At 61.3% G+C, this 22,091-nt stretch carries 19 protein-coding genes; 9 read left to right on the forward strand and 10 right to left on the reverse strand.

The window, feature by feature from the left end; genetic code table 11:
• Positions 1-46 precede the first annotated feature (46 nt).
• Positions 47-637: a hypothetical protein gene (locus ACYG97_RS06320; RefSeq protein WP_023711520.1), complete on the reverse strand. Its 591-nt coding sequence runs from the start codon at positions 635-637 to the stop codon at positions 47-49.
• A gap of 311 nt (positions 638-948) precedes the next feature.
• On the opposite strand from ACYG97_RS06320, the gene clpP reads away from it, so the two are divergent.
• The 4 genes from clpP (at position 949) to ACYG97_RS06340 (ending at position 6,302) form a co-directional block, all read left to right on the forward strand.
• On the forward strand, positions 949-1,578 hold the full coding sequence (gene clpP, locus ACYG97_RS06325; RefSeq protein WP_023682306.1) for an ATP-dependent Clp endopeptidase proteolytic subunit ClpP: 630 nt from the start codon (positions 949-951) through the stop codon (positions 1,576-1,578).
• 295 nt (positions 1,579-1,873) lie between these two features.
• On the forward strand, positions 1,874-3,148 hold the full coding sequence (gene clpX, locus ACYG97_RS06330) for an ATP-dependent Clp protease ATP-binding subunit ClpX (protein WP_023682305.1): 1,275 nt from the start codon (positions 1,874-1,876) through the stop codon (positions 3,146-3,148).
• 273 nt (positions 3,149-3,421) lie between these two features.
• The gene (lon, locus tag ACYG97_RS06335) at positions 3,422-5,833 is read left to right on the forward strand and encodes an endopeptidase La (RefSeq protein WP_023682304.1); all 2,412 of its coding nucleotides are present in this window, start codon (positions 3,422-3,424) and stop codon (positions 5,831-5,833) included.
• A gap of 196 nt (positions 5,834-6,029) precedes the next feature.
• On the forward strand, positions 6,030-6,302 hold the full coding sequence (locus ACYG97_RS06340) for an HU family DNA-binding protein (protein ID WP_023669423.1): 273 nt from the start codon (positions 6,030-6,032) through the stop codon (positions 6,300-6,302).
• A 91-nt stretch (positions 6,303-6,393) separates the two neighbouring features.
• Here the strand turns inward: ACYG97_RS06340 and ACYG97_RS06345 are convergent, their stop codons facing one another.
• Entirely contained in the window at positions 6,394-7,416 is a 1,023-nt protein-coding gene (locus ACYG97_RS06345) for an aldo/keto reductase (protein ID WP_023734121.1), read from the reverse strand.
• Between the two features lie 183 nt (positions 7,417-7,599).
• Here ACYG97_RS06345 and hxlB point away from each other — a divergent pair, with 183 nt between their 5' ends.
• A complete protein-coding gene (gene hxlB / locus ACYG97_RS06350; protein WP_023734120.1) occupies positions 7,600-8,166 on the forward strand; it encodes a 6-phospho-3-hexuloisomerase in 567 nt (188 codons plus the stop codon).
• Positions 8,167-8,169: 3 nt separating this feature from the next.
• The gene (locus ACYG97_RS06355; protein WP_023734119.1) at positions 8,170-8,913 is read left to right on the forward strand and encodes a creatininase family protein; all 744 of its coding nucleotides are present in this window, start codon (positions 8,170-8,172) and stop codon (positions 8,911-8,913) included.
• 233 nt (positions 8,914-9,146) lie between these two features.
• Here ACYG97_RS06355 and ACYG97_RS06360 read toward each other — a convergent pair whose 3' ends face one another.
• From ACYG97_RS06360 to ACYG97_RS06370, 3 genes are all read right to left on the reverse strand, one after another.
• A complete protein-coding gene (locus ACYG97_RS06360) occupies positions 9,147-10,064 on the reverse strand; it encodes a carbohydrate ABC transporter permease (RefSeq protein ID WP_023669427.1) in 918 nt (305 codons plus the stop codon).
• A 9-nt stretch (positions 10,065-10,073) separates the two neighbouring features.
• On the reverse strand, positions 10,074-11,189 hold the full coding sequence (locus ACYG97_RS06365) for a carbohydrate ABC transporter permease (protein ID WP_023689462.1): 1,116 nt from the start codon (positions 11,187-11,189) through the stop codon (positions 10,074-10,076).
• A gap of 98 nt (positions 11,190-11,287) precedes the next feature.
• Entirely contained in the window at positions 11,288-12,952 is a 1,665-nt protein-coding gene (locus ACYG97_RS06370) for an ABC transporter substrate-binding protein (protein WP_023669429.1), read from the reverse strand.
• Positions 12,953-13,224: 272 nt separating this feature from the next.
• On the opposite strand from ACYG97_RS06370, the gene ACYG97_RS06375 reads away from it, so the two are divergent.
• The 3 genes from ACYG97_RS06375 to rbsK are packed head-to-tail and all read left to right on the forward strand — an operon-like array spanning position 13,225 to position 15,709.
• Positions 13,225-14,280, forward strand: a complete 1,056-nt coding sequence (locus tag ACYG97_RS06375) for an ABC transporter ATP-binding protein (protein ID WP_023697414.1) — start codon at positions 13,225-13,227, stop codon at positions 14,278-14,280.
• A 42-nt stretch (positions 14,281-14,322) separates the two neighbouring features.
• Positions 14,323-14,775 (forward strand): RbsD/FucU family protein, encoded by a 453-nt coding sequence (locus ACYG97_RS06380; RefSeq protein ID WP_023669431.1) that lies wholly within the window; start codon positions 14,323-14,325, stop codon positions 14,773-14,775.
• A gap of 4 nt (positions 14,776-14,779) precedes the next feature.
• Positions 14,780-15,709 (forward strand): ribokinase, encoded by a 930-nt coding sequence (gene rbsK, locus ACYG97_RS06385; RefSeq protein WP_023734117.1) that lies wholly within the window; start codon positions 14,780-14,782, stop codon positions 15,707-15,709.
• A gap of 411 nt (positions 15,710-16,120) precedes the next feature.
• Here the strand turns inward: rbsK and ACYG97_RS06390 are convergent, their stop codons facing one another.
• From ACYG97_RS06390 to ACYG97_RS06410, 5 genes are all read right to left on the reverse strand, one after another.
• A complete protein-coding gene (locus ACYG97_RS06390; RefSeq protein ID WP_460221624.1) occupies positions 16,121-16,639 on the reverse strand; it encodes a YciE/YciF ferroxidase family protein in 519 nt (172 codons plus the stop codon).
• Positions 16,640-16,820: 181 nt separating this feature from the next.
• Positions 16,821-18,041, reverse strand: a complete 1,221-nt coding sequence (locus tag ACYG97_RS06395) for an O-antigen ligase family protein (RefSeq protein ID WP_245260010.1) — start codon at positions 18,039-18,041, stop codon at positions 16,821-16,823.
• Between the two features lie 285 nt (positions 18,042-18,326).
• The gene (asnB, locus tag ACYG97_RS06400) at positions 18,327-20,297 is read right to left on the reverse strand and encodes an asparagine synthase (glutamine-hydrolyzing) (RefSeq protein ID WP_023734115.1); all 1,971 of its coding nucleotides are present in this window, start codon (positions 20,295-20,297) and stop codon (positions 18,327-18,329) included.
• Positions 20,298-20,367: 70 nt separating this feature from the next.
• Positions 20,368-21,162, reverse strand: coding sequence for a class I SAM-dependent methyltransferase (locus ACYG97_RS06405; protein ID WP_023734114.1), 795 nt, complete (start codon positions 21,160-21,162; stop codon positions 20,368-20,370).
• 46 nt (positions 21,163-21,208) lie between these two features.
• A complete protein-coding gene (locus tag ACYG97_RS06410; protein ID WP_460221625.1) occupies positions 21,209-21,727 on the reverse strand; it encodes an NAD-dependent epimerase/dehydratase family protein in 519 nt (172 codons plus the stop codon).
• Positions 21,728-22,091: the final 364 nt, after the last annotated feature.

Here is a 22,091-nt window from a genome sequence, read left to right on the forward strand (position 1 = left end):
CTATGGATTGAGCCAATCGAGGCGGACCTCGGCGAAGTACCGAAGTCTAATCCTGGCAATGCCTGGCAATATGCACGCGGCGCCAGCTGGTCGAGCCTTCCTGCACCACCACCCGGCGCGCCACCCTCTGGTATGACGGCGCTATCTGGGTGACGTGCCGCCGCTCGGGCCGCACCAGCACTTCATGGGCGACGCTTTCATATTCGGCCGGCAGCACAACCCGGCGTGTGCGCTCCGGTTCAAGCATCACCGTTTCGGCGACACGCGCGTAGCGGGCCTTGCGCCACACCTTGCACAGCACCTTGCGGCCGTGGATGACGCGCCATTCCCAGGCATAGCCGCCATCGTCGACCTGGACCGTGCGGTAAACGGTGCGGGTTCTCGCCGGTACGATGTCATAGGTGACTCGGGGCGGCGCGATCTGCTCGACGCGCTCCATGGTGCCATAGATCGGCGGATCATAGTCGACCAGCTGCCCGCCGGGACTGACCATGACGTCTTCATAGACGGTGTCATAGAGCGCCGGCCTGTGCACCGGCTCATAGCATTCGGCGGCCCGGCCGTCGGCAACCGCATCGGACACCATGCCGAGACCGGCAAGGCCGGAAATGGCGAGGCAAACAGTTTTCCTGATCATGGCACTCCCCCTGTTTGAACGCGAGAAGGTGAGGTTCAACGTTGAACTGTAGGGGATGGTTCTCCGGGGGAAAGCGGTTTCGCCGCGTTTCGTTAAGCGACGCGGTTAAGGAATTGCTACACCGCAAAAACGCCGCTGGCCGCGTTCGGACTTTCCCTTGCGCGGAAACCTTGATTCGACTTAACCAGATGGCTAGGAGGAGGCGGCCTTGCGCTAGGGTGAGCCGGCATCCTATTTACATTCTAACCGTCAAGAACCGATTCTGCCCGATGTTCCGGCGCCGGAATCCCCATCTCCAAAAAGGGTAGTCCATGAAGAACCCCGTCGAAACCTACATGAACCTCGTTCCGATGGTGGTCGAGCAGACCAATCGCGGCGAGCGGGCCTACGACATTTTCTCGCGCCTGCTGAAAGAGCGCATCATTTTCATCACCGGCCCGGTCGAAGACGGTATGGCGACGCTGGTTTGTGCACAGCTTTTGTTCCTCGAGGCCGAGAACCCGAAGAAAGAGATCAATCTCTACATCAACTCGCCGGGCGGCGTGGTGACCTCGGGCATGGCGATCTACGACACCATGCAGTTCATCAAGCCGGCGGTGTCGACGCTGTGCATCGGCCAGGCGGCGTCGATGGGCTCGCTGCTTCTGACCGCCGGCCACAAGGACATGCGTTTTGCCACGCCGAACGCCCGTATCATGGTTCACCAGCCTTCCGGCGGTTTCCAGGGCCAGGCCTCCGACATCGAGCGGCACGCGCAGGACATCATCAAGCTGAAGCGCCGCCTCAACGAGGTCTACGTCAAACACACCGGCAAGAGCTACGAAGACATTGAAAAGACGCTTGACCGCGACCATTTCATGACAGCCGACGAAGCCAAGGATTTCGGCCTCATCGACAAGGTCATTTCGTCGCGCGAGCCGGTCGAAGGCGCTGCGGCATAATCGCTGCATGGCAGTTGGGTGGCGGGATAACGCGCTTTTGCTGGGATTTGCGGCATTTCGGCCACAATTGGCTGTTCCCTCGGTGGATGGGATTGCCTACGTTAAGGCTATGTTGATTTTCGACGGCTTAGCTTTGTGCAGGGTTGGCGCGAATCATTGCGACGTTTTCTGATTTGTGTTTCGTACGGAATGCGTTGCGGGAGCCGGGACACTGGCGGCGGCGAATTCCCGCGATAGATAGAATATGCGCCCTTTCAGCCAGACCATCGGCGGGCGGCCATGAAAGGACAGGAAAATGAGCAAAGTCGGCAACAACAGCGGTGATTCGAAGAACACGCTTTATTGCTCGTTTTGCGGCAAAAGCCAGCACGAGGTGCGCAAGCTGATCGCCGGCCCAACGGTGTTCATCTGCGACGAGTGCGTCGAGCTGTGCATGGACATCATCCGCGAGGAGAACAAGACCTCGATGGTGAAGTCGCGCGAGGGCGTGCCGACCCCGCAGGAGATCCTGAAGGTTCTTGACGACTATGTCATCGGCCAGCCCTACGCCAAGCGCGTGCTGTCGGTGGCGGTCCACAACCACTACAAGCGCCTCGCGCATGCCGGCAAGAACAACGACGTCGAATTGGCGAAGTCCAACATCCTGCTGATCGGCCCGACCGGCTGCGGCAAGACGCTGCTTGCCCAGACGCTGGCCCGCATCATCGACGTGCCCTTCACCATGGCCGACGCGACGACGCTGACCGAAGCCGGTTACGTCGGCGAGGACGTCGAAAACATCATCCTGAAGCTGCTGCAGTCGGCCGACTACAATGTCGAGCGCGCCCAGCGCGGCATCGTCTACATCGATGAAATCGACAAGATCTCGCGCAAGTCCGACAACCCATCGATCACCCGCGACGTGTCGGGCGAGGGCGTGCAGCAGGCGCTTCTGAAGATCATGGAAGGCACCGTTGCCTCCGTGCCGCCGCAGGGCGGCCGCAAGCATCCGCAGCAGGAGTTCCTGCAGGTCGACACCGCCAACATCCTGTTCATCTGCGGCGGCGCCTTCGCCGGGCTGGACAAGATCATCTCGGATCGCGGCAGGAAGACTTCCATCGGCTTCGGCGCCATCGTCGCTTCGCCCGAGGATCGCCGCACCGGTGACGTGTTCCGCCTGGTCGAGCCCGAGGATCTCTTGAAGTTCGGCCTCATCCCCGAGTTTGTCGGCCGTCTGCCGGTCCTGGCGACGCTGGAAGACCTCGACGAGCCGGCTCTGATCCAGATCCTGACCGAGCCGAAAAACGCGCTGGTCAAGCAGTATCAGCGGCTGTTCGAGATGGAAAGTGTCGACCTGACCTTCCATGAGAATGCGCTGTCGGCGATCGCCAAGCGCGCCATCGAGCGCAAGACCGGCGCCCGTGGCCTCCGCTCGATCATGGAAGCGATCCTGCTCGACACCATGTTCGAACTGCCCGCCCTGGAAGGCGTGCGCGAAGTGGTGATTTCGGAAGAAGTGGTGACCGGCAGCGCCCGGCCGCTCTACATCTATTCCGAGCAGAAGGAAAAGAAGGGCAACGTCAGCGCCTGATCTGGCATCTGGCCTAACCTTTTTATGGAACGGCGCCCGCGGGGCGCCGTTTTGCTGTGGTGAGGTACCGATCCTTGTGACGGAGTGGATGAACGAACGTGTCGACCCTTGATCTTTGCCCCTCGTGCATCCAACTAACATCGGAAGGCCGAGGTGCCGAATTCTGTGCTGTAAAACTCCCGTCACAAACGGTGGTAGGCGGAACGATCCCCGGTCGTTAATATGAGATTCGCGGTTGGCTCAATTAGCGGCCGCGACATGAAAGGTTGGACAATGGCCAAAATATCCAAGGCTCCCAGCGACGGCGTCTTCGCAGTCCTCCCACTGCGCGACATCGTGGTGTTCCCGCACATGATCGTTCCGCTCTTTGTCGGGCGTGAAAAGTCGATCAAGGCGCTGGAAGAGGTTATGGGTCAGGAAAAGCAGATCCTGCTTGCCACCCAGATGAATGCCGCCGATGACGATCCCGAGCCCGATGCGATCTTCGACATCGGCACGCTCGCCAATGTGCTGCAATTGCTGAAGCTGCCCGACGGCACCGTCAAGGTGCTGGTCGAAGGCGCTTCGCGTGCCAAGATCGTCTCGTTCACCGACCGTCCGGACTTCCACGAAGCTACCGCCACGGCGCTGGTCGAGCCGGAGGAGGAAGAGGTCGAGGTCGAGGCGCTCGCCCGTTCGGTCGTCACCGACTTCGAAAACTACGTCAAGCTGAACAAGAAGATCTCGCCTGAAGTGGTGGGCGCCGCCAGCCAGATCGACGACTATTCCAAGCTCGCCGATACGGTTGCCTCGCACCTCGCCATCAAGATCCCCGAGAAGCAGGAGATGCTGGCCACGCTGTCCGTCAAGGAACGGCTGGAAAAGGCGATGGGCTTCATGGAAGCCGAAATCTCCGTCCTGCAGGTGGAGAAGCGCATCCGCTCGCGCGTCAAGCGCCAGATGGAGAAGACGCAGCGCGAATATTACCTCAACGAGCAGATGAAGGCGATCCAGAAGGAGCTCGGCGAAGGCGAGGACGGCCGCGACGAGGCCGCCGAGATCGAGGCGCGCATCAAGAAGACCAAGCTCTCCAAGGAGGCCCGCGAAAAGGCGGAAGCCGAGTTGAAGAAGCTGCGGACGATGTCGCCGATGTCGGCGGAATCGACCGTCGTGCGCAATTATCTCGACTGGATCCTGTCGATCCCGTGGGGCAAGAACTCCAAGGTCAAGCAGGACCTGGCGTTTGCGCAGAACGTGCTCGACACCGATCATTTCGGCCTCGACAAGGTCAAGGACCGCATCGTCGAGTATCTCGCCGTGCAAAGCCGCCAGAAGAAGCTGAAGGGGCCGATCCTGTGCCTCGTCGGCCCTCCCGGCGTCGGCAAGACCTCACTCGGCAAGTCGATCGCCAAGGCGACCGGCCGCGAGTTCATCCGCATGGCGCTTGGCGGCGTGCGTGACGAGGCCGAGATCCGTGGCCACCGCCGCACCTATATCGGCTCGATGCCCGGCAAGGTCATCCAGTCGATGAAGAAGGCCAAGAAGTCCAACCCGCTCTTCCTGCTCGACGAGATCGACAAGATGGGCCAGGACTTCCGCGGCGATCCGTCATCGGCTTTGCTCGAGGTGCTCGATCCCGAGCAGAACTCGACGTTCATGGACCATTACCTCGAGGTTGAATACGACCTGTCGAGCGTGATGTTCGTGACGACGGCGAACACACTGAACATCCCTGCGCCCCTGATGGACCGCATGGAGATCATCCGTATCGCCGGCTACACCGAGGACGAGAAGATCGAGATCGCCAAGCGTCACCTGATGCCCAAGGTGATCCGCGATCATGCCCTGCAGCCGAAGGAATTCTCCGTCGGCGAGGACGCGATCCGCGGCATCATCCAGACCTACACCCGTGAAGCGGGCGTCAGAAGCCTGGAGCGCGAGCTGATGAAGCTCGGGCGCAAGGCGGTGACCGAGATCCTGAAGACGAAGAAGAAGACGGTGAGCATCACGGCGGCGAACCTCGCCGATTACCTCGGTGTTCCGCGCTTCCGCTTCGGCCAGGTCGAGGCTGACGATCAGGTCGGTGTCGTCACCGGTCTTGCCTGGACGGAAGTCGGCGGCGAGCTGCTGACGGTCGAAGGCGTCATGATGCCCGGCAAGGGCCGCATGACGGTGACCGGCAATCTGCGCGACGTGATGAAGGAATCGATCTCGGCGGCGGCCTCTTATGTCCGCTCGCGGGCCATCGATTTCGGCATCGAGCCGCCGCTGTTCGACAAGCGTGACATCCACGTCCACTTGCCCGAAGGCGCCACGCCGAAGGACGGTCCGTCTGCAGGTGCTGCCATGGCGACGGCCATCGTATCTGTCATGACTGGTATTCCGGTCCGGGCCGATGTGGCGATGACTGGCGAGATAACGCTTCGCGGCCGCATCTTGCCGATCGGCGGCCTCAAGGAGAAACTGCTCGCCGCACTGCGCGGCGGCATCAAGAAGGTGCTGATCCCGGAAGACAACGCCAAGGATCTGGCGGAGATACCGGACAATGTGAAGAACGGTATGGAGATCATTCCGGTCTCACGTGTCGGCGAGGTTCTGAGGCACGCGCTGGTGCGCATGCCGGAGCCAATCGAGTGGGTCGAGCCGGTCAATCCGCCGGCTTCCACCGATACCGTTGACGATGCTGGAAAGTCGCTTGCACATTAGAAACTACTAAAGTTGCAGTGCACAAAGAGAGAGCCGGGCCTTGAGCCCGGCTTTTTCATGTGAAAAACCCACCATTTCCGGGCTTTTTTCAACTTTTTTCCGGCTTTTTGACTTGGGTTTGCGAGCGCTTCTTTCTAAAGTCCCTCTCCTGCCGGATGAGTCGAAAGTTCCGGTTTTCTCATGGAAGGGAATTTTTATGAACAAGAACGAACTGGTTTCCGCTGTCGCTGAATCCGCGAGCATTTCGAAGGGTGACGCACAGTCGGCGGTTGAGGCGGTGTTCTCCGTCATCACTGGCGAACTGAAGAAGGGCGGCGATGTACGGCTCGTCGGCTTCGGAAATTTCACCGTCTCCAAGCGTGCGGCATCGACTGGCCGCAACCCGCAGACTGGCGCGGAAGTGAAGATTCCGGCGCGTACCGTGCCGAAGTTCTCGGCCGGCAAAGGCCTCAAGGACGCGGTCAACTAAAAATTTTTTCAGAGAATGTTGAAAAGCCGGGTTCGCCCGGCTTTTCTTTTGCCTCGATGGCGGCAGGCCGTCAGCCCGCTGAGGCGAGCCTTCAGCCCACCGGCGCATCCGCGCGCATCAGGCCTTCCTGCTTGAGGTCCGCCCACAGCGCCGCGGGCAGCTTGGCATCGAGCAGGGCGCGGTTGCTTTCGACTTCACTCGGCCGCTGGCCGCCGGGGATGACCGACACCACGGAAGGGTGCAGCAGCGGAAACTGCAGCGCCGCCTCGATCAGCCTGACGCCATGGCGCTCGCAGACGGTCTCGATGCGCCCGACGCGTTCCATGATGTCACTTGGCGCCTCGGAGTAATTGTAATAGGCGCTTGGCTTCGGCCCAGTCGCCAGGATGCCGGAATTGTAGGGACCGCCGAGAACGATGCCGATGCCGCGTTGCTCACAGAGCGGCAGGAAGGTGGCAAGCGCTTCCTGTTCCAGCAGCGTGTAGCGCCCGGCCAGCAGGAACAGGTCGAAGTCGCCACGCTCCGCCAGGGTCTGGCAAACCTCCCACTCGTTGATGCCGCCGCCGAAGGCCTTGATCACGCCCTGGTCGCGCAGCGCAACCAGTCCGTTGTAGCCCGAGGCCATGAATTCCTCGATGCGCTGGTCTGACGCCTCCTTGCTGCCATGGGTGAAGATGTCGAGGTCATGGACGAAAAGGATGTCGATGCGGTCGACGCCAAGCCGTTCCAGCGACGCCTCGAACGAGCGCATGACGCCGTCGTAGCTGTAGTCGTAGACCTCCTTGCGCGTCGGTGTGTCGAAGAACTTGCCGGTGCCGGTTCGTTCCTCCGGCGGGCAGGCGCGCAACAGGCGACCGACCTTGCTCGACAGCACATAATCGTCGCGCTTCCTGCCGCGCAGGAAGGCATTGAGCCGTGTTTCGGCAAGGCCCAGGCCATAGAGCGGCGCGGTGTCGTAGTAACGGCAGCCGGTCGCCCACGCCGCCTCCAGCGTGGCGTTGGCATCCGCGTCGGGGACGGCGCGGTAAAGGTTGCCGAGCGGCGCGCTGCCGAAGCCAAGCTCGGTGAAGTCGAGGCCGCCATTGCCGATGCGGTCGAAATGCCGTGTCTTCATGTCGTGCTGATTTCCTGGATTGATTGTCTGACATGACACTATCACGCCGCTGGCTCAGCAAAAGCCGCCATGGCCGTTGGACAGGCATTTTCGCGGTGATAGCATGAACAAAAACAAGCCTTTTCCGAAAGCGCGCAACCCGAAATCACCGGCCACAAACCCAGCCGGACAGATGGGACTCTCATGACGAATGCCGGCTCGGATATGTTTTCGACCGCCCTGCAAGAGCTGGGCGCCGTACTGGCGCGCGTCGACGAAGCCGGCATCGACACCGCCTGCGAAACCCTGGCTCGCGCGCAAAAGATCGTCGTCTATGGCTGCGGCCGCGAGGCCTTGCAGCTCAAGGGTTTCGCCATGCGCCTCTATCACCTCGGGCTTGAGGTGTCGGTGGTCGGCGACATGAACACGCCACCGCTTGGCGCAGCCGATGTCTTCCTGGTCAGTTCCGGCCCGGGCGAGACGACGACGGTGCTCACCTTGATGCAAGTCGCCCGCAAGGCCGGCGCCACCGTGCTTTTGCTCACCGCCGAGGCAGGCAGCAGTGCGGTCGCGCTTGCCGACTTCACCTTGCTGATCCCGGCGCAGACCATGGCGCGTGACCAGGGGCCGCAAAAGACATCGCTGCTGCCGATGGGCTCGGTCTTCGAAGGGGCGCTGGTCCTGCTGTTCGAGGTCATGGTGCTGAAGCTCAAGGCGCTGACCGGCCAGTCGTCCGAGGCCATGCGCGCCCGCCACACCAACATGGAATAGATCATGCGCTACGAACTGATGCTGCCGCACCAGATCCGCAAGGCGATCGCCGAGAATTGGCCGGTCGCTCTCCCGCTCGGCGTGCTCGAATATCACGGCGAGCACATGGCCGTCGGCATGGACACGCTGGCGGTCATCAAGACGCTGGAGCTCTACGAGAGGGAGGCCGACATCGTCATCCTGCCGGCTTTCTACTACGGTGCGGCGAGCTATGTGGTGGCAGCACCCGAAGGCAACGGCTCAGTGCAGGTCGGCGGCAACCAGCTGGCGCCGTTCGCCGAAGAATTGTTCTACAGCCTGCTGCGCATCGGCTTTCGCAACATCAACGCCATCATCCACCACCAGACCGAGAACTTTGCCGCCGGCATGCCGACCGATCTCGCCTTCAAGGCCGCCGGCCGCCAGGCGATTTTCCGCTTCCTCGAGAAGCAGCGCGGCGAGGGCTGGTGGGGCTCAGACGAGATGGCCGATTATTATGCCGGGCACGCCGCCGGCGAGAATTTCTTCAACTGGGTGCAGGTGCACCCGCTAATGTCGGCTGCCATGAACGGGAAGTATCCGTTCGATCACGCCGGTGTTGGCGAGACATCATTGATGCTGGCACTGTGTCCGGAAGCGGTCGATGCCGGGCGTTTTGGCGAGAATACCGCGTGGTATACGGCCAGTGCGCCGGAGGCCTCGGCGGAGCTAGGGCAGAAGGGCGTCGCGATGATCATGGATCACCTGAGGGCGATATTGGGGCGCTAGCAGACAAAGTCGCTCTGTAGCGATCCTTCACACCCCCTCTGTCCTGCCGGACATCTCCCCCGCAAGGGGGGAGATCAGATGTCATTTCCGCTTTCGCCAATCACCTACGTCGCAAGAAAAGCGATGCAGCCAAAGCTGCCGATCTCCCTCCTTGCGGGGGAGATGGCCGGCAGGCCAGAGGGGGGGTGCTGTCCCGCCGAGGTCAACAGTAGAGGGGCACGCCGCCTCTCGCCCTACTTCACCGCGCCCGCCGTCATGCCCATGATCAGATACCGCTCAAGCGCAATCCCGATGACCGCCAGCGGTGCGATCGCGGCGGTGGCAAGCGCCGCCATCGACCACCAGTTGATGCCTTGCGAGCCGGTCTGGCTCGCCACCATCACCGGGATGGTCTTGGCGTCGGTCGACGTCAGGAGTGCTGCAAAAAAGTACTCGTTCCAGCACAGCACCATCGCCAGGATGAAAGCGGCGACCATGCCCGGCAGCGCAATCGGCATGACGATGCGGAAAAAAGCGCCCCAGATCGAGAGGCCGTCGACCAGCGCTGCCTCCTCCAGTTCGACCGGGATCGAGTTGAACTGGTCGCGCATGATCCAGATGACGATCGGCAGCACCATCAGCGTGTAGAGCAGGATCAGGCCGATGCGTGTGTCGAGCAGGCCGACCTCGCGGTAGAGCACCAGGAAGGGCAGGGCCAGCACCACCGGCGGCAGGATCAGCTGCGACAGGAAGAAGAAGGAGATGTCCTCGTTCTTGAACCAGGCGAACTGATAGCGGTACCGGGTCAGCCCATAGGCGGCGAGGCTGCCGATGACGATGGCGAGGCTCGACGCGCCGACCGAGGTGATGACCGAATTCATGAAGCGCTTGAAAAACTCCTCGCGCACCGTCGAGGTCTGGAAGATCGAATCCGGCGACAGGCCGAGCGAGCGCCAGCCCTTCCAGTCCGGCTGGAAGTCGACGAACGGGATGAGGTGGCCCTGCGTGACGTCGACCGCGGTCTTGAACGAGGTGGTGATCGTCCAGTAGATCGGAAACAGGCAGATGAAGGCCCAGAACGCCAGCGCGCCATAGATGAAGATGCGATTGGCCAGAAAACCCAGCGGTGAGCGGATTTCCGAGGCAGCATAGTCGGTGGTCTGAACGCTCATTGTGCCTCGTCAGTTCACGTTGCGCACGAAGCGATTGGCGAATTTCAACAGCCAGGTCACGAACACGACGATGATGACGAGATAGGCCATCGCCAGCATGGTGCCGTAGCCGACATTCGAGCGGTCGCGGTATTCGCGGTAGATGAAGCTCGACACAGAATCCGTGGCGCCGCCGGGGCCGCCGGAGGTGACGGTAATGATGATGTCGGCGAGCTTCAGCTTGAAGATGATGCGCAGGATCACCGCCGTGACCGACACCGGCAGCATCAGCGGGAAGGTGACCTGCCAGAAAGTCTGCCAGGGCGTGGCGCCATCGACGCGCGCCGCTTCCAGCACGTCGCGCGACATCGCCTGCAAGCCGGCAAGCAGCATGATCATCATGAACGGGATGAAGGTCCAGGCGTCGAGCACCATGATCGAGATGCGGGCGGTGATCGGGTTGGAGAAGAAGGCGGGGTTCTCCCAGCCGAGATGGCGCGCCAGCGTCGCCGCCGGCCCGAAACGGTATTCCATCAGCGATTTGCCGATCATCCAGGATACCGCGACCGGCGACAGCATCAGCGGCATCAGGAAGACGACTCGGAAGAATTTGCGCGCCCGGATCTGCGCGTTGAGCAGCAGCGCCAGGCCGAAGGCAATCACATACTCAACCAGCACGGCGAGCACATAAAGCACCATGTTGAACAGCGCGTTGCGGTAGTAGGGATCGGCCAGCATCTGCCAGAAATTGTCGAGCCCGTTGAACTTGCGGCCGGAAAAGGACGACAGGTTCCAGTCGGTCAGCGCGATATAGAAGCCGAACAGCGTCGGGAAGATCACCATGGCGATGGTGAACAGCAGCGCCGGCAGCAGGAACAGCGCGCGCTGGCCGTCCTCGCCGCGCGTCAGCACCTGGCCGATGCCGAGCGCCACCCCCCACAGAACATAGGCATAGACGATGGGACGCCAGGTCTCGAAGCCGAGCGTGGTGATCTCGTTCTTGTAGAGGATCTCAAACGCGATCACCGCCAGCAGGCCAAGCGTGGCGGCCGCCATCAGGGCAAAACCCGCCCGCTTGCGGGCCGGCGAGATCAGATCGGCTGGGCCGGCGTTGGCCGGCCATGCATTGGTGGTCTGGTCAGCCACGCGTCCCCGTCCGTTTAAAAAATCAAGCCTGCGACCGGCCCGAGCCGGTCAGGTCCGGCGGCTTGCACCGCCGGACCTGTTGTCACGATAGGATCAGCCTACACGCCGAGCGAGGCCTTGTAGAGCTTGATCTGGTTTTCGCGGCCGATCTGGTCGGTCAGCTTCTCCCAGGCCGCGGCAATGGCGTCGGCGCCTTCCTGCGCCTTCATCTTGCCGGCGAATGTGTTGGCCAGAATGTCCTCGGCAGCCGAATAGTACTGGAAGATGCCGGGGATGCGCGGTTCGATCGCCGCGTTCGGATGGTTGTAGCTGTCGGCTTCCGACTTCAGATACGAGGTGATGAAGGCCTCGTCGTAGCCTGCCGCCACCCATTCGGGAATGTCGAAATGCGAGTTGCGGTAGGGCTGGAAGCCGGACGGATACATCGCCGTCCAGATCGACAGGTCCTTGCCGCCGAGATGGGCGGCGGCCGACCATGCCGCTTTCTTCTTCTTTTCGTCAGTATCGACGCGGGCCATGACGTAGACGCCCCAGCCGAGATAGGCGCAGTTCGGCGCATAGTTCGGGCCGCTGGCGAGTTTGTCCCAAGCGCCGGTCTTCGCATTGTAGACGTCGTCGGACCCCGGCAGGATCGAGAAGCCGGTGACGTCGCCGATGACCGAGCTATCATTGGTCTTGACGTTGGAGCCGACGTCGCCCCACCAGGTGACCATCGAACCGGTGCCGGCCAGGAACTGCTGGAAGGCTGTCGTGTTCGGGTCGGCGTTGATCTGGTCGGCGGGCTCCGAAGGCAGCGCGTCGATGACGTCCTGGATGGCTCGCACCCAGGCTGGGTTGTTGATGCGCGGCTTCATCGTGTCGGCATCGAACAGCCAGGCCTTGTCGTCGGGATGCTTGGCATAGGCGGTGGCGCGGCTGCCGAGGAAGTAGAAGCCGAAACCGCCCCAGGCCTTGGGCGCATCGAGATAGCCGAAGACGTCCTGGTCCTTGAACTTCTTGCCCTTGAGGAATTTTGTGACGGCCTGGACTTCCTGCCAGGTCTTCGGCACACCCCATTCGGTGGCCGCGCCGCCGTCCTTCCACGCCTTGGCGAGGTCGGCATCGGCAAAAACGTCGGTGCGGTAATTGAAGTTGTGCGCATCGCCATCGACGGTGATCCGGTACTGCTTGCCGTCCCAGGTGCCGACCGGCGGCTGCAGATAGGCCACGACATCCTTCATGTCGATCTGCTCTTTGACCCAGTCGGGCATCTCGGACGTCAGGCCCTTGCCGCAGACATCGCCTTCGAAGGGCGCGCCCATCTCGATGATGTCGAAGTCGACGGTGCCGGTGGCGATCGACTGCTGCAGGCGGGCATTGTAGTCGGCCTGCGCCAGGTCGATCCAGCTGATCTTGGCGCCGGTATAGGCCTCCCACGGCTTCAGGAAGCCGCGGAACAGCACATTGTGCAGGTTCTGGTTGTTGAGGCCCATGAAGGTGAGCTCGACGCCGGCGAATTCGCCTTCCTTGACGTTGGCCTTGGTGGCTTCCAGGCAGAGTTCGCCGACCTTCTGGAAATCGGCATCCGTCGGCTGACCCTTGCCGACGCCGGGGATCTGCAGAATTTTGGAGCGTAGCTCGCTGGCGGCTTCAGCCGGGCGGGTGAAAGCGCCGAGCCCAGCGCCCGATGCGGCGGCGATCGCGGCCATCGAGGCCGCGCCTTTGAGTATGTCACGCCGGGTGGCACCCGCGCGGACGAGTTTTTCGTACAGACCGACTCTCATCTATTCCTCCCAGAACAACAGTCGTGAATTAAATGCCAATCCCTCCGACGCCGAAACGTCGGCGGTTCTCCTTTATCATACGGGGACGTGGGACCCCACCCTGCGTCGCCTGGAGCTCCGATTTTCGGATAAAAATCCGACTGCCGGATTGGCAACAGCTAATATTTGCGTAATCGATTACCTTGTCAACACGAATGGCTTTTTATCGATAACATACCGACTTGCCCTTGCCGTTGGCAATGGCTAGCTTCACCGCGAGAAAAGGGGGGACGATGGCTCAAGTCGCGATCAGCAATGTGGCCAAGGCGTTCGGAACCGTCAAGGTCCTGCACGAGGTCAGCGTCGATATCGCCGATGGCCAGTTCGTGGTGTTGGTAGGCCCGTCGGGCTGCGGCAAGTCCACGCTGCTCAGGATGGTGGCCGGGCTGGAGACCGTCTCCGGCGGCACGATCGCCATTGGCGAGCGCATCGTCAACAATCTGCCGCCGGCCAAGCGCGACATCGCCATGGTGTTCCAGAACTACGCGCTCTATCCGCACAAGACGGTGGAGCAGAACATGGCGTTTGCGCTGAAGCTGCGCAAGACCGATCCAGCCGTGGTCGCCGAGCGGGTCAAGCGCGCCGCCGACATTCTCGACCTCAATCCGTACCTGAAACGTTATCCGCGCCAGCTCTCCGGTGGCCAGCGCCAGCGCGTCGCCATGGGCCGCGCCATCGTGCGCAATCCGCAGGTCTTCCTGTTCGACGAGCCGCTCTCCAATCTCGACGCCAAGCTGCGCGTGCAGATGCGCACCGAGATCAAGGAACTGCACCAGCGGCTGAAGACCACCACCATCTACGTCACCCACGACCAGATCGAGGCCATGACCATGGCCGACAAGATCGTCGTCATGCGCGATGGCCGTATCGAGCAGGTCGGCGCGCCATTGGAATTGTTCGACCGGCCGGCCAATCTGTTTGTCGCCGGCTTCATCGGCTCGCCGTCGATGAACCTGCTCAAAGGCGTGGTGCGCAAGGGCGACAAGGTCGAGATAGCAGGCACGCTGTTCCCGATTGCTGCCGGCAGCGCCGCCAAGGAGGGCCAGGCCGTGGTCTATGGCGTGCGGCCCGAGCATCTCGAAATCCATCCCGACGGCGTGCCGGCAAAGATCTCGGTGGTCGAACCCACGGGTTCCGAAACGCTGGTCTTCGTGCGCTTCGGCGACAGCGGCGAGATGGTGGCGCTGTTTCGCGAGCGCCACGACTTCAAGCCCGGCGACACGCTCAATCTCAAGCCGCGCCTCGACCAGGTCCATCTCTTCGACGCCGAGACCGGCAACCGGCTCTGATTTCCAATCGACTTTGACCAAACCTGTTTGATGAGGACTGCCATGCTCAAAGGGATCAACCCATTGCTCAATGCCGATGTGCTCCAGGCGCTCAGGGCAATGGGACACGGCGACGATCTGATCATCGCCGACACCAATTTCCCCGCCGATTCGGTGGCAAAGCAGACCGTGCTCGGCAAGCTGCTGCACATCGACGCCTCGGCGGCCGATGTGGTCAAGGCGGTGCTGTCGCTCTATCCGCTGGACACTTTCGTCGACGATGCGGCCGCGCGCATGGAGATCGTCGGCAAGCCGGACGAGATCCCGCCGGTGCAAAAAGAGGTGCAAAAGGAGATCGACAAGGCCGAGGGCAAGGCCTGGCCGATGATCTCGGTCGAGCGCTACGCCTTCTACGAGCGCGCCAAGAAAGCCTATTGCGTCATCCAGACCGGCGAGCGCCGCTTCTATGGCTGCTTCGCCTTTCGCAAGGGCGTCGTGCCGCCGGACGCCGAGTAGGGCCATGGCGTCGGGCAAACCTGTCGTCATTCTGGGCGTTTTCGTCGCCGACACCGCTTACCGGGCCAATCAACAGCCGCGCATGGGTGAAACCATTCTTGGTAATTCCTTCAAGCTGGGACCTGGCGGCAAGGGCTCGAACCAGGCGGTGGCGGCAGGCAAGCTCGGCGCCGACATCACTTTCCTGACCCGGCTTGGCGTCGATGCTTTCGCCGACATGGCCAAGGCGACCTGGGCAGAGGCGGGCGTGAAATCCGCCGTCATCGACACGCCGCAAAGCTATACCGGCGCGGCCTATATCTTCATCGAGGAGACGACCGGCAACAACGCCATCATCGTCAGCCCGGGTGCGGCGATGCTGATCTCGTCTGAAGACATCGAGGCCAATGCCGGCCTGATCCGTGGAGCCGGCGTCTTCGTCACCCAGCTCGAACAGCCGATCGACGCGGCACTGCGCGCACTCGAGATCGCGCGCGGGGCAGGGGTGACCACCATTCTCAATCCGGCGCCCGCGGCCAAGCTGCCGGACCGCATCTACACGCTGTGCGACTATGTGACCCCCAACGAAACCGAGGCCGAGGAACTGACCGGCATCAAGGTTTCTTCGATCGACGACGCTCGCCGCGCCGCCGACAGCCTGCTCAAAAAAGGCGTCGGCTCGGTCATCATCACGCTCGGCGAAAAAGGCGCGCTGCTGCACACGGCCGCTCGGTCCGACCATGTCCCGGTGGTCAATGCCGGCCCGGTGGTCGAAACCACCGGTGCGGGCGATGCCTTCAATGGCGGCCTGGCCGCCGCACTCGCCAAAGGCGTGGAGCCGCTGCAAGCCGTCCGCTTCGCCTGCGCCGTCGCCGGCATTTCGGTGACGCGGCCGGGTACGGCGCCATCCATGCCGACGCTGCATGAGGTCGAGGCGCTGCTGGCCAAGGGGTGACGTCGTTGCGGGAGAGATCGAATTCAGATCCGACCGGATCTGAATTGCCTCATGCAAGATCATGATTCTAGACGATTATGCCACATTTCTCCTGAGGAGAAATGGCGCGAGTGACGGGGCTCGAACCCGCGACCTCCGGCGTGACAGGCCGGCGAAAACGCCTGATTAATCAACGACTGATTCAATTCCTTACGCTCTCGAATTTGCGGGAAAAAGCGCGAAATTGAAACATGCTTATCAGAACTCCTCGTCGTAATCCGCGAGTCATTAACTTCCGATCCTCAGCTTATCGACGACGCGTCCGGGGGGTGCACGATCCTTCTGACGACGACGGGCACTGCGCGCGCGTATTTGTAGCAAGCCGCCAGGCTGAAGCTACACAACCGCCGGGCATGTTACTGCCTCGGATCATTAATTTTTCGCTAGCGTTTGATTAAGCCCCTTAGGGCCGGACGTCTGGGCGTTTTGTAATGCACGGCAATAGCCGGGCGGGCGCCGGTCGCCTCCGTCATGTCGCCGCTGCGCCGCGTCAGGCTTCTTTCTCACCAAGCCCGAAAAGTGTTTTCGAGAACTCCCATATCGTCTCCGCGCAAGGTTTCGCACCAATGCAGCGCGAGAGCTTGGGACAAGGAGCCCGGCATTGATCGCCAGGGCTCCTGAGAGAACGGTAGACTCGGCGTCAGAGTCTCGTCGGTGGCCTTTTCCAAGTGCCAGATTGAGGAGCGACACAGCTTCGTCGCGGCCAAGTTCGGAAGCCCATGTGTTGATCGTGCAAAAGCGCGAAATCTCGTAATGCTCGAGGGCTTGGGAAACAGCTAGAAGGCCGGCATCTAGTGCAGGCGCGCCCTTGTATTCTTCCATGATCTCGGCGCCTTCATCCGTGATGCCGACGATAGCCGCGCAGGTCTTTGCCTGTGGCTTCTTGCCGATCTCTTCGAGAACCTCCGGGGCCTTTTAGCTGCCGTTCAGCATTCGATACGCCCCGAAATCGCGGTCACGCGTCTGGTGCCACCGTCGCCCATTGCTCGCCCAAATTGCAGATCCTTAGCGGGAGACTCGCAGGCACGAGATATTTCGGTGTTGGGCGTGATGCACCTTTTTTCTCCGTCGATCAAAAATGGTGGGGCGGGAGATTCGCTCCCTTTTCGCGCCCCCTAAAAGCAGACGCTTGATTTGTTGACTGACCCTTGGGCGAAATTGTCTGCCCGCAAGCCAAGTATGTTCCGGAAACCAACAAGACCATCAGCGTCGAGTCGAGAATATCATGGCCGACAAGGATGCCTGTCATCCCTCCAGCAACGTATATTATGACGGTGACCACCATTATGGTGGCGCCAAAACGTTCCAGCGGATCAGCACTGATGCGCAGGACTCTTGTCGCATTCCGGATCGTCACGACGAATATTGCAGCCAATGTCAGCGCACCTGCGAGTCCGGCCTGCACCAAAGCCGTAAGGAAGCCGTTGTGAAAGTGGTTGAAGCCTTCGGTGGCGCCAAAGCGCTGTTTGAACCCCTGCCTTGAAAGCATCCGGCCGGCGGCCATTCCGTGACCAAAAACGGGCGCTTGGCGAAAGGCATCGAGCCCGACGTCCCACAACCCGACCCGCAACCCGAGCGGCGTGGTATAATCGCCGTTGACGGCGAGGGCATTCCAGTCCTCGAACAGGACATGTGTGCGATCGGCGACAATCGGAGACGTAATTGCCGTGATGATCAATGTCGATGCGCCGGCAATCACCAGCAACTGCTTCATGTCTGATCGGAAGACCCTTTCGCGATGGGTCACAAGCACCGCTACCAGCGCGATGAGCAAGGCCACCCAGACCATGCGCGAGCCCGAGTAGAGTGTTGCCACCACACCGGCAAGCGCGGCGGCCGTGAGCGGCTTCCACGCTTTCTCGACCCCAGACAGAGCACCTGTAAGACACATCATCACGGCCAGGCAGGTGACCGTGGCAAACACGATGGGGTTTCCGGCCCCACCTTCGGGTCTCAGCATCCCAATCCAGTGGTATTGGACGATGGCCAGCACCAGTGCCCCGACACATGCTGCGGCGCTGGCACGAACGGCAGTGCGTGCGAGGCTCTCCTTGTCCATGATGCTCCACGTCGAATAGGAAATCGGGAACAACAGCAAGGTCATCAGGGGCAAGAAATGAGTGGCATCGGCCCGCAGCGTCCCGTTTACGATCGACGCCAGGATCTGGGCGGCGCAATAGGCATAGATGGCAGTGGTCATGGCAAGCATAGGCCGATCAATGTTAAGGCGCCGCCGGCCGGCCGCCAGCAGCGCCAATGACCAGAGCGCGCCGCCATGGAAGACGAAGCTCACCACCGAACCGAATACCGGCGGCGAAAAGAAGCAGGCGATCGAGAAATACTGGTTGACCTGGTCAGTCGTGAAATGGCGACGGAGCGATTTAAACAGGGTTCAATGCCTTTGCTTCGTTGGCTTCCAGGTCCCTGAGGGTCGGTTCGAACGACCCTGGCGCACGTCGGTTCGCCCTCTCCCTCCCGTATAGCTGCTCGCTTTCGCGTCTGATAGTGCCGAACGTCTCGTCCCTTCCGACGGCATGAGCGGCACCGCAAAGACTAAACCGCCCGGGCTCACCACCCATCACGCTGCGATCGCGTTTGAAAATCCCTTGGTCGCTCCCCGCCAGGACTGGAACATCAACACGTCCCAGAGTAGATATTGGTTGTTTTGGTGCCCGGAGAGGTGCTCGAACCAGGCACGCCGGATCGCTTCAGGCCGGAAGAATCCGTCTTCGCGCAGCCGGCGCTCGTCGAGCAACTCCTCGGCCCATTCGCGCAAAGCGCCGCGCAACCAGGAATCAATGGGCACGCCGAAGCCCATCTTGGGGCGTTCGACAAGCTCTTTTGGAAGATGCCTGTAAAGCAGCTGTCGCAGAGGCCACTTGGTCTGGCCGCCGGCGCGCAGAATTGAGAGCGGTAGCGACAGCACGAAGCTTATGAGTCGATGGTCGAGAAACGGTACACGTGTTTCAAGACTGACGGCCATGGCGGCGCGATCGACCTTCACCAGTATGTCGTCGGGTAGATAGCTCATAAGATCGATGTACATCATCCGCTCGACGCTACCGGGCAAATCCGGCAACGGTTCCAGGCCGGTCAGCATTGTTGGCGGCTCGACCGCATCCGAGATGATCTCGGTCGGATCCCAGTGCGAGCACAGGCGACGGTAGACATCGTCCATGGTCCGCAGCGAAAGCACAGACGCGGCTTTGTGGATCATGTCGCCCACGCGTTCGCGGCGCAGGCGTTGCGGGAGGAGCGGCATGATCCCGCCCGCGAGGTTGTTGTAGAGGCCGGCCGACGGCAATGTCGCCAGGCTAGCAGACGCGCGGCGCAGACCGACCGGAATTCGGGACAACTTGTTCCAGAACGCATCGGCGAGCGCGTAGCGGTTGTAGCCTGAGAACAACTCGTCGCCGCCGTCACCCGACAACGCCACGGTAACGCTGCCACGTGCCAGTTTAGAGACGAGGAAAGTCGGGATTTGCGAGGAGTCGGAGAAAGGCTCGCTATAGATGCCCGACAGTTGCGGCACCACGTCGAGCGCGTCGCGCTGGTTGAGATAGAGCTCTGTATGATCGGTGCCGAGATGGCGCGCCACTTGCTTGGCATGGTGCGCCTCGTTGTAGCCGACGTCCTCGAAGCCGATTGTGAAGGTGCGCACCGGCCGCGCACTGATCGACTGCATGACTGCCACGACCGCGGAAGAATCGATGCCGCCAGATAGGAAGGCGCCAAGCGGCACGTCGGCGATCATCTGCCCTTCAAGTGAGCGGCGCAGATGACGCTCGACCTCGTCGACCACCTCTTCAGAGCTGCCCAGGAAAGGCTCGCGCCGGCCTTGCGCTGCGACGTCGCTGGCGCGCCAGTAATTTTCGACGCGCGGCTCATTCATAGGATCGGAGAGGACGAGTAAGTGGCCGGGTCTCAGTTTCCGTATGCTCTGATAGATGCTGTAGGGCGCGGGGATGTAGTTGTGGCGCATCATCAGCGCCAACGCATTGCGGTCTATCTCCGGGCGCCAGTCCGGCAGAGGTTGAAAGGCGCTGAGTTCCGAGGCAAACGCGAAGGCCTTGCCGACACGGCCGTAGTAGAGCGGCTTTTCACCCACGCGATCGCGACCGAGAACCAGAGTTCTTTCACGCCGGTCCCAGACGCCAAAAGCAAACATACCGGCGGCCAGTTCGAGTGCTTTTTTGGTCCCTAGCTCTTCGATTGCGACCAGGAGGACCTCGGTATCGGAATGTCCACGCCACGCATGTACACCAAATTGCTGGTCAAGGTGCGCCCGCATCTCGCCGTGATTGTAGATCTCGCCATTGAAGACAATGACATAGCGGCCTGTGTGAGAGATCATTGGCTGGGCGCCAGCCGAGGACAGGTCGATGATGGCAAGGCGGCGCTGGCTGAGCGCGACGCCCGCCTCGGCGTCGCTCCAGACCCCGTCGCCGTCGGGTCCACGATGTCGGATGTTGTCGGCCATCCGACGCACAGTATGGCCGCCGCCGCTCGTCGCAGCCGCTCCACCCACAATGCCGACGATACCGCACATCCGCCGTTACAGCTCCATATCGGCTTGCCCAAGTTATCCGCGCGTCACCAGACTGGGAAGAAGCCGGTGGCTATAAATCTATCCGCTCGAAACACCATTCACCACAGCCGGTGCCGAAAAGGCCAACTCCCGGCAGCACATTGAAACGCCGATCCGTGCGAAACCCAAGATTTTCCACAGTCCGCTCCAACTCGCTGGCTAACGCGGATTGATAGGGATAGCCGCCAAGCCAGTCGTCGACATCCGCCAGAAATTCCATGCCTCGGCGCGCGCGGTAGTTCCTTACAAACGATATCGGGTCCCGGTGGCGCAGGGTCCTTGCGACCATATAAGCCGAGACAAAGACCGCCTTGATCGGCGGCCGTACCCATCGATGCGAGGCGTAGAACCTCTTTTCGACCGTCCATAGTCCGCACAGCGGCGTCTTAAGATAGATCGCAATACCCAGTCGCCCAGAGCGGCCGACCAAGCCAGCCGCATTGGCGATCGCTGTCCACATATCTCCGGTATGGTGGAGGACCCCCCATGAATAGACGACATCGAACGTGCCGGTGGGCAGCGAGGATCTGTCAAGGATATCGGCCCGCTCAACGGTCCAATCGGCATCGGGTGCAAACCGGGACAGGACGGCCCTGGTCGTCTCCACGCAATCCGCGTCATAATCGAGTGCTGTGACTTTCGCCGCGCCGAGCCGGAGTGCGGCCGCTGAATGCAGCCCCGAGCCGCAGCCGATGTCCAGAAAAGTCATGCCGTTGAGGTCACCCGCCAGTCGACCAAGATCCTCACACGCCCGGTCCAGATGTTCGGCCTCGAAACGCGCGGCAAGCTCGGACCAGTTGCGGCCGAAATCATAGCGCACGTTCATTTGTCGCCCACCTGTCGTCCTTTTTGCGTGGCACCGCCTCTGCGGATCATACCCGATAATACTCCCGATACCATTCGCAAAGCGGAGAACTCCGACCTCTATTGGAATCCGGCCTGGATCCCGTCGCCTCCTCGAGCGAACTGACATCGACGAAAGTTGCCGGCACGTCACCCGGCTGCAGCGGCATGGGATTGCGGTTCGCCTTTAGTCGGAGCGCGTTCTCCAGCACCGCGATCAGCCGTTCAGCTGAACTGGCGAACTGCCGTCGATATTGTGGATTCTGAACGGCGCGTTGCTGATCGCCGGATCCGGCGACGCTTTCCCACTGCGGGTTGGGTGTCGCGGGCTGACGCATGGCGCGGACGATGCCTTCGACAATATCGCCGACATAAGTGAAATCGCGGTGCATGTTGCCATGGTTGAAGAAGTCGATCGGCTCGCCAGCGACGATGGCCTCAGCGAAGATGAGCAGGGCCATGTCTGGCCGTCCCCACGGACCATAGACGGTGGAGAAGCGTAATCCTGTCGTGGGCAGTGCAAACAGATGGCTGTATGTATAGGCCATCAGCTCGTTTGCTTTCTTGATGGCGGCGTAGAGGCTGAGCGAATGGTCAGCCGAATCGGGCACTCAAACGGCATGCGCGTGCTGGGGCCGTAAATCGAGCTCGATGACGCATAGACAAGATGGTTCACCGAGGCGTGCCATCCCAGGCCGATAACAGCAATGCGTTCGGACATAGGCAGGTTTCCTCAGGTAGTGAGTCGACGTCCTTGTATGGTAGGCGTTACGTCAATTCAACGACACGCTGTTGCCAAGGGGCAAGTCTCCGCTCGAAAGCAACTCTGAGACACTTTTGGCGAAGCATCTGCTCGATGTTGTGGATAACATGCGCCATGATTGGGTTTTGCGTGTCAAAAATCTACAAGGG

It is taken from the genome of Mesorhizobium sp. W067 (assembly GCF_054719525.1).

Excerpts from the sequence above, each read along its gene's own strand:
- ACYG97_RS06320 (WP_023711520.1), bottom strand. The coding sequence starts at position 637 with ATGATCAGGAAAACTGTTTGCCTCGCCATTTCCGGCCTTGCCGGTCTC.
- ACYG97_RS06355 (WP_023734119.1), top strand. The coding sequence starts at position 8,170 with ATGCGCTACGAACTGATGCTGCCGCACCAGATCCGCAAGGCGATCGCC.
- ACYG97_RS06340 (WP_023669423.1), top strand. The coding sequence starts at position 6,030 with ATGAACAAGAACGAACTGGTTTCCGCTGTCGCTGAATCCGCGAGCATT.
- ACYG97_RS06370 (WP_023669429.1), bottom strand. The coding sequence starts at position 12,952 with ATGAGAGTCGGTCTGTACGAAAAACTCGTCCGCGCGGGTGCCACCCGG.
- clpP (WP_023682306.1), top strand. The coding sequence starts at position 949 with ATGAAGAACCCCGTCGAAACCTACATGAACCTCGTTCCGATGGTGGTC.
- rbsK (WP_023734117.1), top strand. The coding sequence starts at position 14,780 with ATGGCGTCGGGCAAACCTGTCGTCATTCTGGGCGTTTTCGTCGCCGAC.
- asnB (WP_023734115.1), bottom strand. The coding sequence starts at position 20,297 with ATGTGCGGTATCGTCGGCATTGTGGGTGGAGCGGCTGCGACGAGCGGC.
- ACYG97_RS06405 (WP_023734114.1), bottom strand. The coding sequence starts at position 21,162 with ATGAACGTGCGCTATGATTTCGGCCGCAACTGGTCCGAGCTTGCCGCG.
- ACYG97_RS06360 (WP_023669427.1), bottom strand. The coding sequence starts at position 10,064 with ATGAGCGTTCAGACCACCGACTATGCTGCCTCGGAAATCCGCTCACCG.
- ACYG97_RS06345 (WP_023734121.1), bottom strand. The coding sequence starts at position 7,416 with ATGAAGACACGGCATTTCGACCGCATCGGCAATGGCGGCCTCGACTTC.
- ACYG97_RS06410 (WP_460221625.1), bottom strand. The coding sequence starts at position 21,727 with ATGGCCTATACATACAGCCATCTGTTTGCACTGCCCACGACAGGATTA.
- ACYG97_RS06380 (WP_023669431.1), top strand. The coding sequence starts at position 14,323 with ATGCTCAAAGGGATCAACCCATTGCTCAATGCCGATGTGCTCCAGGCG.
- hxlB (WP_023734120.1), top strand. The coding sequence starts at position 7,600 with ATGACGAATGCCGGCTCGGATATGTTTTCGACCGCCCTGCAAGAGCTG.
- ACYG97_RS06375 (WP_023697414.1), top strand. The coding sequence starts at position 13,225 with ATGGCTCAAGTCGCGATCAGCAATGTGGCCAAGGCGTTCGGAACCGTC.
- clpX (WP_023682305.1), top strand. The coding sequence starts at position 1,874 with ATGAGCAAAGTCGGCAACAACAGCGGTGATTCGAAGAACACGCTTTAT.
- lon (WP_023682304.1), top strand. The coding sequence starts at position 3,422 with ATGGCCAAAATATCCAAGGCTCCCAGCGACGGCGTCTTCGCAGTCCTC.